The 15,377-nt window shown below is 57.1% G+C and carries 12 protein-coding genes; 11 read left to right on the top strand and 1 reads right to left on the bottom strand.

What is annotated here, in order from left to right:
• Window positions 1–2: 2 nt before the first annotated feature.
• From PH7735_RS04840 to cysG, 10 genes are all read left to right on the top strand, one after another.
• On the top strand, window positions 3–1,112 hold the full coding sequence (locus tag PH7735_RS04840) for a CaiB/BaiF CoA transferase family protein (RefSeq protein ID WP_058310157.1): 1,110 nt from the start codon (window positions 3–5) through the stop codon (window positions 1,110–1,112).
• Between the two features lie 173 nt (window positions 1,113–1,285).
• The gene (locus tag PH7735_RS04835) at window positions 1,286–1,867 is read left to right on the top strand and encodes an ANTAR domain-containing response regulator (RefSeq protein WP_058310156.1); all 582 of its coding nucleotides are present in this window, start codon (window positions 1,286–1,288) and stop codon (window positions 1,865–1,867) included.
• The gene (locus tag PH7735_RS04830) at window positions 1,867–3,042 is read left to right on the top strand and encodes an ABC transporter substrate-binding protein (protein ID WP_058310155.1); all 1,176 of its coding nucleotides are present in this window, start codon (window positions 1,867–1,869) and stop codon (window positions 3,040–3,042) included. The genes PH7735_RS04835 and PH7735_RS04830 overlap by 1 nt, the downstream gene beginning before the upstream one ends.
• A gap of 258 nt (window positions 3,043–3,300) precedes the next feature.
• Window positions 3,301–4,665, top strand: a complete 1,365-nt coding sequence (locus tag PH7735_RS04825) for a CmpA/NrtA family ABC transporter substrate-binding protein (RefSeq protein ID WP_058310154.1) — start codon at window positions 3,301–3,303, stop codon at window positions 4,663–4,665.
• 142 nt (window positions 4,666–4,807) lie between these two features.
• Window positions 4,808–5,890 (top strand): ABC transporter permease, encoded by a 1,083-nt coding sequence (locus tag PH7735_RS04820; protein WP_058310153.1) that lies wholly within the window; start codon window positions 4,808–4,810, stop codon window positions 5,888–5,890.
• A gap of 5 nt (window positions 5,891–5,895) precedes the next feature.
• Window positions 5,896–7,581, top strand: a complete 1,686-nt coding sequence (locus tag PH7735_RS04815) for an ABC transporter ATP-binding protein (protein ID WP_058311150.1) — start codon at window positions 5,896–5,898, stop codon at window positions 7,579–7,581.
• A gap of 3 nt (window positions 7,582–7,584) precedes the next feature.
• Window positions 7,585–10,041 carry a nitrite reductase large subunit NirB gene (nirB, locus tag PH7735_RS04810; protein WP_058310152.1) on the top strand — a complete coding sequence of 819 codons (2,457 nt, stop codon included), beginning with the start codon at window positions 7,585–7,587 and terminating at the stop codon, window positions 10,039–10,041.
• A gap of 19 nt (window positions 10,042–10,060) precedes the next feature.
• Window positions 10,061–10,399: a nitrite reductase small subunit NirD gene (gene nirD, locus PH7735_RS04805; protein ID WP_058310151.1), complete on the top strand. Its 339-nt coding sequence runs from the start codon at window positions 10,061–10,063 to the stop codon at window positions 10,397–10,399.
• Window positions 10,396–13,020: a nitrate reductase gene (locus PH7735_RS04800; RefSeq protein WP_058310150.1), complete on the top strand. Its 2,625-nt coding sequence runs from the start codon at window positions 10,396–10,398 to the stop codon at window positions 13,018–13,020. The genes nirD and PH7735_RS04800 overlap by 4 nt, the downstream gene beginning before the upstream one ends.
• 21 nt (window positions 13,021–13,041) lie before the next feature.
• Entirely contained in the window at window positions 13,042–14,436 is a 1,395-nt protein-coding gene (cysG, locus tag PH7735_RS04795; protein WP_058310149.1) for a siroheme synthase CysG, read from the top strand.
• On the opposite strand, the gene PH7735_RS04790 is transcribed toward cysG, so the two are convergent.
• Window positions 14,433–14,669, bottom strand: a complete 237-nt coding sequence (locus PH7735_RS04790; protein ID WP_145865260.1) for a hypothetical protein — start codon at window positions 14,667–14,669, stop codon at window positions 14,433–14,435. The genes cysG and PH7735_RS04790 overlap by 4 nt on opposite strands.
• A gap of 181 nt (window positions 14,670–14,850) precedes the next feature.
• Here PH7735_RS04790 and PH7735_RS04785 point away from each other — a divergent pair, with 181 nt between their 5' ends.
• A complete protein-coding gene (locus PH7735_RS04785) occupies window positions 14,851–15,339 on the top strand; it encodes a CBS domain-containing protein (RefSeq protein WP_058310147.1) in 489 nt (162 codons plus the stop codon).
• The last annotated feature ends 38 nt before the right edge of the window (window positions 15,340–15,377 follow it).

Raw genomic sequence — 15,377 nt, 5'->3', positions numbered from 1 at the left:
ATATGAGTCCCCTTGAAGGTCTGAAAGTGATCGAACTCGCCCGCATCCTTGCTGGCCCCTGGATTGGGCAATCGCTTGCCGATCTGGGCGCAGAGGTCATCAAGGTGGAATCCGCCGACGGCGACGACACCCGAAATTGGGGCCCTCCCTTTATCGAACGGGATGGCGACAAAACCGCGGCCTATTACTATGCTGCCAATCGGGGCAAAATTGCGGTTGTTGCCGATTTCCGGACCGAAGAAGGCCAGAAAATCGTGCGCGATCTTGTGGCGGACGCGGACATCCTGATCGAAAACTTCAAGGTCGGGGGGCTTGAGAAATACGGGCTCGACTATGACAGCCTGAAACAGCTAAACCCGCGCCTGATTTACTGTTCGATCACTGGATTCGGGCAGGATGGCCCCTATGCCAAACGCGCGGGCTATGACTTTTTGATCCAAGGCATGTCCGGACTGATGTCGATCACAGGCGAGCCTGACCGCCAGCCCCAAAAGGTGGGGGTCGCCGTAACAGATGTGGTCACCGGTCTTTATGGCACGATCGGTATTCTTGCCGCGGTCGAACAACGCCACCACACGGGACAAGGGCAACATATCGATATGTCCCTTCTGGATTGCGCCACGGCATTGCTCGCCAATCAGGCGATGAATTACCTCTCGACGGGGACCGCTCCGATGCGCAAGGGCAATGACCACCCCAACATTTCCCCCTATCAAGTGCTTCCCACAAAGGACGGTCACATCATTCTGGCCGTGGGCAACGACAGCCAGTTTCAGAGATTTTGCGGTGTGATCGATCGCCCTGACCTTGCTGCAGACACAAGGTATGAAACCAACGTGTCACGGGTCGCCCACCGAGAGGCCCTCACACAAGAGTTGGAGATGTCACTCGCAGGCTGGCCCTCGGCAGATTTGCTGGCCGCACTAGAGGCCGCAACCGTTCCGGCCGGACCGATAAACTCGGTCGGACAGGCCTTTGATGATCCCCAGATCAAGGCCCGTGGCATGGTGATTGAACCCGACGGCATCAAGGGCGTGCGGGGTCCGTGGAAGTTTTCAGAGGCCGACCTGACTTTGACAAAAACAGCGCCCATTCTGCCAAAAGATGCCTGATACAGGGTAAATGGACCACAGCCGGAAGCGCGACTCAAAGGTGCTCAATCCGCACCCATAAAGCCTATTTTTTGATCATTCACTGAAGTCGCGGCGTCCGCTGCGCCGCAGCATCTGTTGTTCTACCCTATCGGAACCTATTTCTGACGCCTGAACAGATAAGGCGCGCACAGATGGCAGATCGGCTCTCCATACTAATTGTCGAAGGAGACAGGGACAAGGCAACCGCCATTGTCGACAGTCTGCTTGAGACAGGAAATCACGATATCAGAGTGCTTGCGGTCCACACGGGGCTTGCGCGCTCTGTTGCGGAAATCAATCCCGATATCGTGCTGATCGACGTTTCCAATCCGTCGCGCGACACAATTGAAGAACTGACACTTGCCTCTTCACCGCTGGAACGGCCCGTCGCCTTGTTTGTTAACAGATCTGATGACCGGCTCACCAAAACCGCGATTGAGGCCGGCGTGTCGGCCTATGTTGTGAACGGGTTGCAAAGCGATCGTGTCAAACCCGTGATTGATGCAGCTATTGCCCGTTTTCATATGTTCCAGCGCATGCGCTCTGAACTCGAGGCAACAAAACGGGCGCTGGAAGAACGCAAGATCATTGACCGCGCGAAAGGTATTGTCATGCGCGCACGCGGCGTATCCGAAGATGAAGCCTATGCGCTGATCCGCAAAACCGCGATGGACCAAGGCAAGAAGATCGCCGACGTGGCCCAAGCCCTGGTCACAGCTTCGGAGTTGTTGTGATGCGGACAGTACCCTTGAAAGTCGGCTTTATGCCTCTTGTTGATGCCGCGCCTTTGATCATCGCGCAGGAAATGGGATTTGCAGAAGAAGAAGGGCTGGCGCTGGATCTTCAGCGTGCGCCGTCATGGTCAACCTTGCGCGATTGGCTTGTGCTGGGACAACTGGAAGCGGCCCAGATGCTGGCCCCGATCCCGGTTGCGATGGCCCTTGGGCTGGGGGGTATGACCACCCGGCTGGATGCCCTTTCCATTCTGTCTGTGAACGGCAACGTGGTAGGTGTCTCGACCGAAGTCGCAAGCAAATTGCGCGCGCATGGTTTCACGCCGGACTTTGCAGATGCCCACGCAACAGGCCGCGCCTTGAGCACCCTGAGCGAGGGATTGCGTGTGGGCGTCCCCTTCCCGTTCTCGATGCATGCCGAAATGCTCTATTACTGGCTGGGTGCGCTGGGGCCTGCAGCCCCACAAAACCTTGATGTGCGCACCATTCCGCCGCCTCTGATGGCTGATGCGATCAAAGCCGGCGAAATTGACGCCTTCTGTGTGGGCGAGCCTTGGGGATCGATTAGCGTTGAACAAGGGCATGGAGAACTGCTTCTGCCCAGCAGTGCCATCTGGCAGTTCGCACCGGAAAAAGTACTGGCCGTGCGCCACGACTGGACCGAGGCCGAGCCCGAACTCACAGGTCTGTTGATGCGCGCCATCTGGAAGGCGGGCCGCTGGCTGGCGGAACCCAAACGCATGTCGACCGCTGCCGAAATCCTGTCTTGGCCCGAATATCTGGGGGTAAGTGCCGAAGTTGCAGAACGCGCCCTGAGCGGTCACATGGTGATCGCACGCAATGCCAAGGCTAAACCCGTCAAGCGGATGCTGACCTTTTTTGATGGGGCGGCAACCTTCCCTTGGAAATCACAAGCGGCGTGGATCGGAACGCAAATGGCGGCGCGGATCGGGCTTGATCGCGACAACGCGGCGCGCACCGCTGAAACCGTGTTTCGCACCGATCTCTACCGCAAACACCTTGCTGTTCTGGACGCAGATATGCCTGGCGCATCCTCGAAATGCGAAGGCGCGTTAGGCAATCCAACAGCAGTTTCATCGGTGAACGGCACGATGATTCTTGGACCAGACAGCTTTTTTGATGGCGAAATATTCGACCCTCAGGTGAAAAAGTGACTAAAAATGCAGCACATCTGATGCTCGATGCGGCAATGCAGCATAATAATGCACTTGCAGCACCCCACGTGGCTTGCACCGACGCCAGCCACCCTGCCTAATGAGGGCAAGACGGAGCAAGGGCGTTCCGTCTCTTCCCTTTTCCCATTGCTTGGGATCGATGAGCAAAGCCGCTCGACCCTCTGACATAATGTCGGAGTGCGTCAGCGGCTTTTTTGTTTTTTTGCCCCTCTGCGGGGCGCGGACGAGGACAGACACATGAAACGGATTGCATCCATTCTCGCAGCGACCACAATGCTGGTCACACCGGCCATGGCCGAACTGGAACTGGAAAAAGACGAACTGACCTTTGGTTTCATCAAACTGACGGACATGGCACCACTCGCAGTGGCCTATGAACAAGGTTTCTTTGATGACGAAGGCCTGTTTGTAACACTGGAAGCACAAGCCAACTGGAAAGTTCTTCTGGACGGTGTGATTGACGGTCAATTGGACGGCGCGCACATGCTGGCCGGTCAACCACTGGCCGCAACAATCGGCTTTGGAACCAAAGCCCACATCATCACCCCCTTTTCGATGGACCTGAACGGCAACGCGATCACGGTGTCGAACACGATCTGGGAAGAGATGAAGCCTCACATTCCACACGATGATGCGGGCAAGCCAATCCACCCGATCTCGGCCAAGTCACTGGCTCCGGTTGTTGAAAAGTACAAATCCGAAGGCAAGCCCTTTAACATGGGCATGGTTTTCCCGGTTTCGACCCACAACTATGAACTGCGTTACTGGCTGGCCGCTGGCGGCCTCGAGCCCGGCTTTTACAGCGAACAAAACATCTCGGGTCAAATCGGCGCCGACGTTCTGTTGTCTGTGACACCTCCCCCACAGATGCCTGCCACAATGGAAGCTGGCACAATCTATGGCTACTGCGTTGGCGAGCCATGGAACCAGCAGGCTGTTTTCAAAGGCATCGGCGTTCCGGTTGTCACCGACTATGAACTCTGGAAGAACAACCCGGAAAAAGTTTTCGGCATCACTGCCGAGTTTGCCGAAGAAAACCCGAACACCACCAAAGCTGTTGTCAAAGCTCTTATCCGCGCAGCGATCTGGCTCGATGAAAACGACAACGCCAACCGTCCCGAAGCCGTGAAAATCCTGTCGCAGCCTGAATATGTGGGTGCAGACTATGATGTGATCGCGAACTCGATGACAGGTACGTTTGAGTACGAAAAAGGCGACAAGCGCGAAGTGCCCGACTTTAACGTGTTCTTCCGTTACAACGCGACTTACCCCTTCTATTCTGACGCCATTTGGTACCTGACCCAGATGCGTCGCTGGGGTCAAATCGGCGAAGCCAAGCCTGACAGCTGGTATGACGAAGTGGCCAAGTCGGTTTACAAACCTGAAATCTATCTCGAAGCCGCAAAGCTTCTGGTCGAAGAAGGTCTTGCAAACGAAGCTGACTTCCCATGGGACAGCGATGGCTACAAAGCCGCCACTCCTGCAGAAGATATCATTGATGGCATCCCCTACGATGGCAAAAAACCCAATGCATATCTGGACAGCCTGCCGATCGGCCTGAAAGGCGACCAAAAGGTCGTTGGAACAGAAATCCAAGGCTAATCACACCCTTTGGGATGGTGGGCGGGGCGATGCTGCCCGCAGCGAGCGCCGCACTACCATCCCCACCATCCGCCGCAAAACAGACGATAAACCGACGGGATAAAGCCCAGGTTTTCCCAAGCCCAACCCGAGGATCCGATCCATGACCGCGATTGACCCCCAAGCCCTTGCAGACGAAGAGCGCGAAGCCCGCCGCGCCCGCCTGTTCACACGTATCAACAAAGCCGATGGCTGGTTCCAGGTTCTGGGTCTCAGCTTCATCACACCCGTTCTTAAAGCCATTGCTGGTGACAACCCTCGCGCCCAGATGAAAGAAATCTGGCGCCTGCTGGGGGTTCCCGTTCTGGCGATTTGTGTCTTCCTGATTGCCTGGGGCACGCTTGCTCCAAAAGTACAAACATCCCTTGGCGCCGTGCCCGGACCCAAAGAGGTCTGGACCGAAGCGGTCAACCTCCACGAGGACTCGCAGGCCAAAGCCGCGAAAGAAGCCAAGTTTTATGACCGCCTCGAAGCGCGCAACCAGAAATTCATCGACAAAGGCCAGCCCGAGAAGGTGAAACAGATCGCCTATACCGGCGCGCCGTCCTACTACACCCAAATCTGGACCTCGATTAAGACCGTATTCTTTGGCTTTCTGATCGGATCGGCGATTGCCATCCCACTTGGGATCATGGCCGGTCTCAGCCCCTATGCCAACGCCGCGATCAACCCGCTGATCCAGATCTTCAAACCAGTTTCCCCTCTGGCATGGCTGCCCATCGTCACCATGGTTGTCTCTGCCACCTACACCGTCGAAGACGGCTTGTTCTCCAAGGCCTTTTTGACCTCGGCCATCACCGTGACCCTGTGTTCGCTGTGGCCAACCCTGATCAACACCGCTTTGGGTGTGGCATCCATCGACAAGGATCTGGTCAGCGTGTCCAAGGTTCTGAAAATGAACACCTATACCAAAGTGACCAAGCTGGTCCTGCCCTCGGCCCTGCCCCTGATCTTTACCGGTCTGCGTTTGTCTCTGGGTGTTGGCTGGATGGTTCTGATCGCCGCCGAAATGCTGGCCCAGAACCCCGGTCTTGGAAAATTTGTCTGGGATGAATTCCAGAACGGATCGTCCAGCTCGCTCGCGAAAATCATGGTGGCTGTGTTTACCATCGGCATCATCGGCTTCCTGCTGGATCGCCTGATGTACGCCATCCAGTCGCTGTTCACCTTCTCGAATAACCGGTGATCGCCATGAGCATTATGAAGTTTGAAAATGTCAGCAAAGGTTTCGGTGAGGGCACAGCCCACACCGAGGTCCTCAAAAACATCGACCTCGAAGTTCAGGAAGGCGAATTCCTCGTATTGCTTGGCTTCTCGGGCACTGGAAAAACCACGCTGATCAACCTGATGGCTGGCCTGGAATCTCCCTCGAAAGGCACCCTCACGTTCAAGGGCAAGCCGATCACCGGCCCCGGCCCCGAGCGTGGCGTGATTTTCCAAAGCTACTCTCTGATGCCGTGGCTTACCGTGAACGGCAATGTCCGTCTGGCGCTAGACTCAGTGTTTCCGAAAATGCCCGCAGAGGAAAAGGCCGCGACTGTCGACAAATACGTCAAGATGGTGGGCCTCGGCCACGCCGCAAGCCGTCGTCCGGCAGAGTTGTCCGGCGGGATGCGCCAACGGGTGAACGTTGCCCGTGCCCTTGCTATGAACCCTGAAATGCTGTTGCTGGATGAACCGCTCTCGGCTCTGGATGCGCTGACACGTGCCAACCTTGCCGACGAGATCGAGGCGATCTGGGACGCGGACAAAAAGACCTGTGTTCTGATCACCAATGACGTGGACGAAGCCATCATTCTGGCCGACCGCATCATCGCGCTGAACCCCGATGGGTCTCTGGGCGAAGAGTTCAAGGTCTCCATTCCTCGTCCGCGGGACCGTATGGAGATGAACCACCACGACGGCTTCAAGAAGCTGCGCGCGGACATCACCAAGTACCTGATGGATGTGGGCATCGACGCCAAGATGGACATGACCAAGGAACTTCCGAACGTCACCGCCATCCACAACATTCCCAAGGCGCAAGCCGACGTGCGCGCCACCGAGAGCACACGGACCGACAAGTATCTGGAATTCTCGCAACTGCATAAGATTTATCCGACCCCCAAAGGGCCTCTTACCGTTGTTGAAGACTTCAACCTGAAGCTGGAAAAGGGCGAGTTCATCTCGCTGATCGGACACTCGGGCTGCGGCAAGTCGACGGTTCTTACGATGGCCGCCGGTCTTAACGAGATTTCCAAGGGCGTTATCAACCTGGATGGTCGCGGTGTTGTCGGGGCTGACCCCGAGCGCGCCGTTGTGTTCCAGTCCCCCAACCTGTTCCCGTGGCTTTCGGCCAAGGAAAACGTCGCGATCGGTGTGGACAAGGTCTATCCCAAGGCGTCGCAGAGCGAACGTCAGGATGTGGTTGAATACTATCTCGAACGCGTAGGGCTGGCAGACGCCATGGATCGTCCCGCACACTCGATGTCAAACGGCATGAAGCAACGTGTCGGGATTGCACGGGCCTTTGCCCTGTCTCCCAAACTGCTGTTGCTGGATGAACCTTTCGGCATGCTCGACAGTTTGACACGCTGGGAACTGCAGGAAGTTTTGATGGAAGTCTGGGACCGCACAAAAGTGACCGCAATCTGCGTCACCCACGATGTGGACGAAGCCATTCTTCTGGCCGACCGCGTGGTCATGATGACCAACGGCCCACAGGCCACCATCGGCAAAATCGTTGATGTTGACCTGCCACGCCCCCGCACTCGCAAGGCCCTTATGGCGCACCCCGACTATTACGAATTCCGCCAAGAAGTTCTCGACTTCCTCGAGGAATACGAACACGGCGCCAAGCCAAAGCCGAAACCATCCAAAGCCATGGCAGCGGAGTAAACAATGACCCAAAAACTCATCATAATAGGTGCAGGCATGGCCTCTGGCCGCGCCCTCGAGCACCTCGTTGAACAAGCGCCTAACGCCTATGACGTCACGCTGTTCAATGCCGAACCCCGCGGAAACTATAACCGCATCATGCTGTCTCCGGTTCTTTCGGGTGACAAGACGTTTGACGAAATCGTCACGCACACTGCGGAATGGTATGAAGAAAACGGCGTGACCTGCCGTTTCGGCGAACATATCGTCTCGATTGATCGCGCCAACAAAACGGTCACCGCCGATAACGGCGATGTGCTTCCTTACGACAAACTGATGTTCGGCACCGGCTCTAACCCGTTCATCATCCCCCTGCCTGGCCATGATCTTGAAGGTGTGATTGCGTATCGCGATCTCGAAGACACCAATCGCATGGTCGCCTTGGGTGACAAACCCGGCGCTCGCGCTGTGGTGATCGGCGGCGGACTTCTTGGGCTTGAGGCCGCCGCCGGTCTCAAGAACCGGGGCGTTGACGTGACCGTGGTGCATATCATGGGTCACCTCATGGAACGCCAGCTGGACGAGGCCGCAGGATACCTGCTGCGCAAGGCACTGGTCGACAAGGGCATCACCGTGATGTGCTCGGCCAATTCCAAGGAAATCGTTGGCGAAGACGGCCACGTCAAAGCGCTGATGCTGGACGACGGCACGGAACTGCCCTGTGACCTACTGGTTATGGCGGTTGGAATTCGTCCAAACGTCGCCTTGGCCAAGGCCGCAGACCTGACAACGGACAAAGGCATTCTGGTCAATGACCAAATGGTCACCTCGGATGAAAGCATTGTCGCTGTTGGCGAATGTGTTGAACATGCCGGCGCGATCTTTGGTCTGGTTGCCCCTCTCTACGACCAAGCCAAAGTGGTTGCCAAAACCCTGATCGGCGAGGCTGCAACCTTTGTGAACAAAGAAGTTGCGACCAAGCTCAAGGTTACCGGCTGTGATCTGTTCAGCGCGGGTGACTTTGCCGAGGGCGAAGGCCGCGAGGACATTGTATTCCGCGATCCGGCACGGGGCGTCTACAAACGCCTTGTTCTGGAAGGCAACAAACTTGTGGGTGCCGTCATGTATGGCGACACGGCAGACGGGAACTGGTTCTTTGGCCTGATCAAAGATGGCGAAGACATTTCCGAAATGCGCGACACCCTGATCTTTGGCCCCGCCTTTCAGGGAGGGTCCCCCGTGGACCCTATGGCGGCCGTTGCAGCCTTACCGGCTGACGCAGAGATCTGCGGCTGCAACGGCGTATGTAAAGGTGACGTGGTCGCTGCCATCGAAGGCGGCGCGCACACTCTGGATGCGGTCAAGGCCACATCCAAGGCAGCCTCCTCCTGCGGTGGCTGTTCCGGATTGGTGGAACAACTTCTGTCCGTCACTCTGGGCGACGAATTTGCCATGCCAACCAAAGAGACCGTTTGCAAATGCACCGATCTCAGCCACGACGAGGTACGCAAGCTGATCGTCGCAGGCGAGATGAAATCGATGCCGCAGGCGATGCAGGAGTTGAACTGGTCCACCCCTGACGGGTGCCATGTCTGCCGCCCTGCCCTGAACTACTATTTGGTATGTTCATGGCCGGACGAATATGCGGATGACGGCAAAAGCCGTTTCATCAACGAACGCGTCCACGCCAACATTCAGAAAGACGGCACCTATTCGGTTGTGCCGCGTATGCTGGGCGGGATCACCACCCCTGACGAGCTGCGCGCCATTGCGGATGCTGCGGACAAATATGATATCCCCACCGTCAAAGTCACCGGCGGTCAGCGGATTGATTTGCTGGGCGTGAAAAAAGAAGACCTGCCTGCAATCTGGTACGATCTGGGTGAGGCCGGCATGATGTCTGGTCAGGCCTATGCCAAAGGTCTGCGCACCGTCAAAACCTGTGTTGGCACCGACCACTGCCGGTTTGGCACGCAAGACAGCACAGGTTTGGGCATCAAGATCGAAGAAGCCATGTGGGGTGCCTGGTCACCGCACAAATTCAAGCTGGCGGTCACCGGCTGTCCCCGCAACTGTGCCGAGGCCACCTGTAAGGATCTCGGGATTATCTGCGTCGACAGTGGCTATCAAATTCTGGTGGGCGGTGCGGCCGGTCTCGATTTGCTCGAAGCGCAGCTGCTGGCGCAGGTCGCGACCGAAGAAGAAGCCATCGAATACTCCTGTGCTTTCTATCAACTGTATCGTGAGGGCGCTCAATATCTGCACCGTCCCTACAAGTGGATCAAGAAAGTCGGACTCGACTGGGTCAAGGAACAGATCGTTGAAGATGCCGAGAACCGCAAGGCGCTGGCCGACCGGTTCCACTTCTCGCAGAAGTTCTTCCAGGTAGACCCCTGGGCCGAACGCGCCCGCAAAGGTGTCGACAGCCACGAGTTCAAGCCCCTCGCCGATCTCACAGATCAGCGCATGGCAGCAGAGTGAAGCAGGAAAGGAACCAGCTATGAGCCAGTTCATTGATATAGGTGCCCTGAATGACATCCCTCCACGCGGAGCCCGCCTTGTGCGGGCCCCCGAGGGGGAAATCGCCGTATTTCGCACAGCAACCGACGCGGTCTTTGCCGTTGACGAATGGTTGCCCGGCAAGGCCGGCCCGTTGTCCAACGGCATTCAGCACGGACAATGTGTGACAGACCCCATGTACAACTGGGTCTTTGATCTGGAAACCGGAGAGGCACAGGGCGCCGACGAAGGCAGCCTGCGTGTTTGGGAAACCCGGATCGAGAACGGGCGAGTTCTTTTGACCCGCGACGTTTTGGGTGAACTGCGGGCCTCGGCATGAAAACAATCTGCACCACCTGCCCCTATTGCGGAGTAGGCTGTGGCGTTTTGGCCAATGTGGACGACGCCGGAACAGTCAAGATCAAGGGCCATCCGACCCACCCTGCCAATCTGGGGCGTTTATGTTCCAAAGGGTCGGCGCTCGGCGAGACCTTCGATCCCGAAGGTCGTCTTCTCGCCCCGCAGATCGGCACCCGCAGCGCGGGTTGGGATGAAGCTCTTGATCTGGTTGCAGACCGTTTCAGCCAGACGATCGCGGAACACGGCCCCGACAGCGTCGCGTTCTATGTCTCGGGTCAATTGCTGACCGAAGACTACTATGTCGCGAACAAGTTGATGAAAGGCTATATCGGGTCGGCCAACATCGACACCAATTCCCGCCTGTGCATGGCATCGACCGTCGCGGGCCACAAACGCGCCTTTGGCACCGACACCGTGCCCGGTGTGTACGAGGATCTGGAAGAGGCTGACCTGATTGTTCTGGTTGGATCGAACCTCGCGTGGTGCCATCCGGTTTTGTACCAACGCATCGTGGCCGCCAAGAAGGCACGTCCCCAGATGAAGGTCGTCAATATTGATCCGCGCCGCACCGCGACCTGCGATATTGCGGACCTACACCTGCCTCTCGCACCGGGATCAGACGTTGCCTTGTTCAACCGCCTGTTGTCGGAAATCCATCAACAGGGCTGTGTCGACAGCGCATTTGTCGGCGCCCACGTCGAAGGCTTTGAAGACGCCCTGAACGCGGCTTCGGGCGAAGACGCTTCTGCAACAGGGCTAAACCATCATGACCTGACAACGTTCCTGAACTGGTGGATTGGCACCGAAAAGACCGTCACCGTCTTTTCCCAAGGCGTAAACCAGTCGCAACAAGGCACCGACAAGGTCAACGCGATCCTGAACTGCCACCTCGCCACCGGCCGCATCGGCAAACCCGGCTGCGGACCCTTTTCGGTTACGGGCCAGCCCAACGCCATGGGCGGACGCGAAGTCGGCGGTCTGGCCAATATGCTCGCCTGTCATCTGGATATCGAAAACGAAACCCACCGCGACGTAGTGCAGGGATTCTGGAAATCTCCGACGATGCCCGAACAGGCCGGTCTCAAGGCCGTGGATTTGTTCGAGGCCGTTGGTCGCGGAGAGATCAAAGCCCTTTGGATCATGTGCACCAACCCCGTTGTGTCCTTGCCCGACGCAGACAAGGTCAAAGCGGCGATTGAAGGCTGTGACTTTGTCGTGGTCTCGGATTTGTCGGCAGACACGGACACCGCAAAGATTGCGGATGTTGTTCTGCCTGCGACAGGTTGGGGTGAAAAGGACGGAACTGTCACAAACTCCGAGCGTATGATTTCACGCCAACGCGCAATCCTGCCGCCTGCCGGACAGGCCCGTCATGATTGGGACATCATGAGCGATGTTGGCCGCCGGATGGGATGGGCTGATGCCTTCGCTTATTCCGCACCTGCAGATATTTTCCGCGAGTATGCCGAACTGTCCGGTCTGGCCTCGGCGCTGAACCGGGATTTCGATATCTCAGGATTGCAATCGTTGAGCGATGCGGAATTCGAAGCCTTGGAGCCGACCCGTTGGCCGATTACGGCAAACGCCCCCAAAGGCAGCCAGCGCATGTTCGCGGACGGTCAGTTCTTTACACCGTCCTCACGTGGCAGAATGCTGGCCGTTCACCAGAACGCGACCACCAAAGCGTACGGCGAAACTCTGCGGTTGAACACAGGACGCATCCGCGACCAGTGGCATACGATGACCCGCACGGCAAAGTCTCCGCGATTGTCCACCCACATGGCCGAACCCTATCTGGAAATTCATCCGGACGACGCCAAGAACAACGGTATCCGCGATGCCGATCTCGTGCGGGTCCAATCCGCCGAGGGAGAAGCCGTGCTGCGTGCGCTGATCACCGACCGTGTTCAAAAGGGTGTGCCGTTTGCCCCCATTCACTGGACATCGGAATATGCCAGCGATGGCCGGATCAGCACCGTTGTGCCTTCTGTCACCGACCCCGTGTCAGGACAGCCGGATTCAAAGGCCGCCCGCGTCACGGTAAGCCCGATGTCACCCGCATGGTACGGTTTTGCGGTCTCTCAAAAAGGGCTGACCCCGAATGCCAGCTATTGGGCAACCGCACGCCATTCGCGCGGCTGGAGAGCAGAGCTTGCAGGTATGGATGCTCCGCAAGACTGGCAGGCCTATGCACGTGATCTATTCGATCTTCAGGACGCAGAAATCACAAGTGTGATTGACGCGGAACGTGGTGTTGTCAGAATTGCCTTCCATGAAAACGGATGTGTGATTGCGGCTCTCTTCTGTTCACCAGAGCCGGTATCAGTATCGCGCAGCTGGGCCGCGGGCCGCATGGGCGACGAAACGTCCTCTTCGATACTTGCAGGACGCCCGGGCGCGGATCAACCCGACCCCGGTGCCATTGTCTGTGCCTGTTTCAACGTGGGTGTGAACACCATTATCGACGCGATCGTGCAAAAAGACCTGATTTCCGTGGACCAGATTGGTATCGCGCTGGAAGCCGGATCAAACTGCGGGTCCTGCCGACCGGAACTGGCCGCTTTGCTGGTCAATGGCCGCACCCGTCTCGCGGCGGAATAACCCAAGAAGGAGGGCGCACACATGGACGCGTTTCCAATGTTCATCAAGTTGCGCGACAAGCGTGTTGTCATCGCCGGAGGAGGCGAGACAGCCGCGCAAAAATGTCGGCTGATGCTGAAAACGTCGGCTGACATTGTTGTTCTGGCCAAAACACTCGAGCCTGAATTGCAAGCGCTGAAGGACAAAGGCCGGATTTCGCATGACGCGTCGCCCATAACCGAGGCCCATTTCGCAAATACTGCGATGGTGTTTCTGGCGACAGGTGACGAGCCTCAGGACCAAAAACTGCATGTGTTGGCGAAACGCGCTGGCGCAACGGTCAATGTTGTTGATCAACCTGACCTTTGCGACATCACCACGCCCTCAATTGTGGACCGCGATCCGGTGGTTGTCGCGATTGGTACCGAGGGCGCAGCCCCTGTTCTCGCGCGGCGGATCCGGACCGAAATCGAGCAGATGCTTGATCCGTCTTTGGGGCGTTTCGCGGCGCTGGCAGGGCGGATGCGCGACTCGGTTGCCGCACGTATCCCTGCGGGTCAGGCACGCCTTCGGTTCTGGAAAGACGTGTTCTCGGGCGCGGAATGGCGGGTTTTCCGGTCTGGATCAGAACGCAAGGCCACCGACATGTTGAAAACACGCATTCAAGGTCTTGATCTGGAACACAAAACGGTCGGGCACATCTCTTTGGTCGGGGCGGGTCCCGGCGCCCGTGATCTTTTGACACTGCGTGCCGTGGAACGGTTGCAGGAAGCCGACATCATTTTCTATGACCGTCTGGTCGATCCGGATGTTCTGGAACTGGCCCGTCGCGATGCGGAACGTGTCTATGTGGGCAAATCTGTTGGTGCGCATTCCTGGCCTCAGGACCGCATCAACGACGTGATTATCAATGCCGCAAAGCGCGGGCAAAACGTGGTGCGTCTCAAATCCGGCGATCCCGCAGTGTTCGGCCGCGCCACAGAAGAGATGGAAGCCGCGCGCTCTGTCGGCATCCCGGTAGAGTTGGTGCCGGGTGTCACCGCCGCAAGCGGCGCCGCGGCTTCGCTTGGACGGGCCCTGACCGAACGCGGCGAGACCGACCGGCTTGTTCTGGCCACCGGAATGTGCAAACCGGGTGACCCCGCGCCGGACTGGTCGGAAATGGCCCACCCCGGCACAACGATGGTGTTTTACATGGCGGTGCAACAGGCACAGACCATCAAAGACAACCTGTTGTCGAATGGTGTACCCGGAACCCTTCCGATAGAAATCGTCGAGCAGGTCAGCACCCCACAAGAGCGGCAAATCCTCTCAACTGTGGAAACCTTGCCCGAAACAGTTGCGACGCAGAATGTACAAAACCCAGCAGTTCTCATCCTGAGGCACTCCAAAATGGCGTACAAAACGGACAAACCGGTTTCCCTGTCTGTCGTCTAGTTCAAATGATCAAAAACCGCCGGAACACAGGATGTTTCGGCGGTTTTGCTTTCCGGAACCCTTGCTTGTCGGTCATGGCCGATAGTCGCGATGCTTCCTATCGCCCCTTCCCCGTAGAGGCGGTTCTTGTGTTGAAACGGCGCAAAGACCAATAAATCCAGCATATTCAGGAATATATGTGCGAAAAATGCTTCTTTTTTCGCGCCCCTTTCCGGTGCCAAAAAGCCGTGCACGGCCACATCTTTTTTCTGGCCAAGTCTTGGGAACTGTGGAATGAAGCGCGCGTCTTTTAGGGAGTGGACGTGCTCCTTTCAAGGTGTCTGTTCCGTTTTGTCGCGCAGGGAGGCGCGTCGGAGGAGAAAACAGGACAGGCGATCGGTGGGTTTCCCGCCGCCAACTTCTTGAGGTCGCTAAATGGGTTTAACTTGTTTTGATGTGATGGTTCCGGTCGAGAACCAGCGCACTATCCATCCAGATGAAAGTGTTGCTACAGCCTTTCAATTGATCCGTCACAGCCGGGCGCGTTTCTTGCCTGTTGTGGATGAAAACGGAAAATATGTCGGGGTCTTTACGGCGCCGACGTTGATGAAAATGATCCTTCCCCGTGCCGCTACGATTGGTCTGAACTCGGATGCAATGCGGGCAGGTATTGATACGCTAAGCTTTATGAACCTGTCCAAGTCGGACTTTGATGCGCAGATTGCGTTGTTGAAGGACGAAAAGGTTTCGGACAACCTGTCCAATCCGGCCAATATTCCAGTGGCTGCACCGCATACGCCGGTCATGGAAGGCGTTTTCATGATCTACAAGTTCAAACGTCACGTGATCCTTGTTGATCCCGAGACGGGCAAATTTGTCGGCACTGTAAGCAGCAACTCCCTTTTGGACAGCGTCCTGAGCTAGGCCGCCTGCTTTTCCTCCCGAATATCCTCCAACCTCCT

Origin of the sequence: Shimia thalassica, from assembly GCF_001458215.1 — a bacterium.
Lineage (GTDB): Bacteria > Pseudomonadota > Alphaproteobacteria > Rhodobacterales > Rhodobacteraceae > Shimia > Shimia thalassica.
This window is presented reverse-complemented; position numbering and strand designations above follow the sequence as displayed.

What these genes read in the sequence shown, in the direction of transcription:
- PH7735_RS04840 (WP_058310157.1), top strand. Translation starts at nt 3, where the DNA reads ATGAGTCCCCTTGAAGGTCTGAAAGTGATCGAACTCGCCCGCATCCTT.
- PH7735_RS04835 (WP_058310156.1), top strand. Translation starts at nt 1,286, where the DNA reads ATGGCAGATCGGCTCTCCATACTAATTGTCGAAGGAGACAGGGACAAG.
- PH7735_RS04830 (WP_058310155.1), top strand. Translation starts at nt 1,867, where the DNA reads ATGCGGACAGTACCCTTGAAAGTCGGCTTTATGCCTCTTGTTGATGCC.
- PH7735_RS04825 (WP_058310154.1), top strand. Translation starts at nt 3,301, where the DNA reads ATGAAACGGATTGCATCCATTCTCGCAGCGACCACAATGCTGGTCACA.
- PH7735_RS04820 (WP_058310153.1), top strand. Translation starts at nt 4,808, where the DNA reads ATGACCGCGATTGACCCCCAAGCCCTTGCAGACGAAGAGCGCGAAGCC.
- PH7735_RS04815 (WP_058311150.1), top strand. Translation starts at nt 5,896, where the DNA reads ATGAGCATTATGAAGTTTGAAAATGTCAGCAAAGGTTTCGGTGAGGGC.
- nirB (WP_058310152.1), top strand. Translation starts at nt 7,585, where the DNA reads ATGACCCAAAAACTCATCATAATAGGTGCAGGCATGGCCTCTGGCCGC.
- nirD (WP_058310151.1), top strand. Translation starts at nt 10,061, where the DNA reads ATGAGCCAGTTCATTGATATAGGTGCCCTGAATGACATCCCTCCACGC.
- PH7735_RS04800 (WP_058310150.1), top strand. Translation starts at nt 10,396, where the DNA reads ATGAAAACAATCTGCACCACCTGCCCCTATTGCGGAGTAGGCTGTGGC.
- cysG (WP_058310149.1), top strand. Translation starts at nt 13,042, where the DNA reads ATGGACGCGTTTCCAATGTTCATCAAGTTGCGCGACAAGCGTGTTGTC.
- PH7735_RS04785 (WP_058310147.1), top strand. Translation starts at nt 14,851, where the DNA reads ATGGGTTTAACTTGTTTTGATGTGATGGTTCCGGTCGAGAACCAGCGC.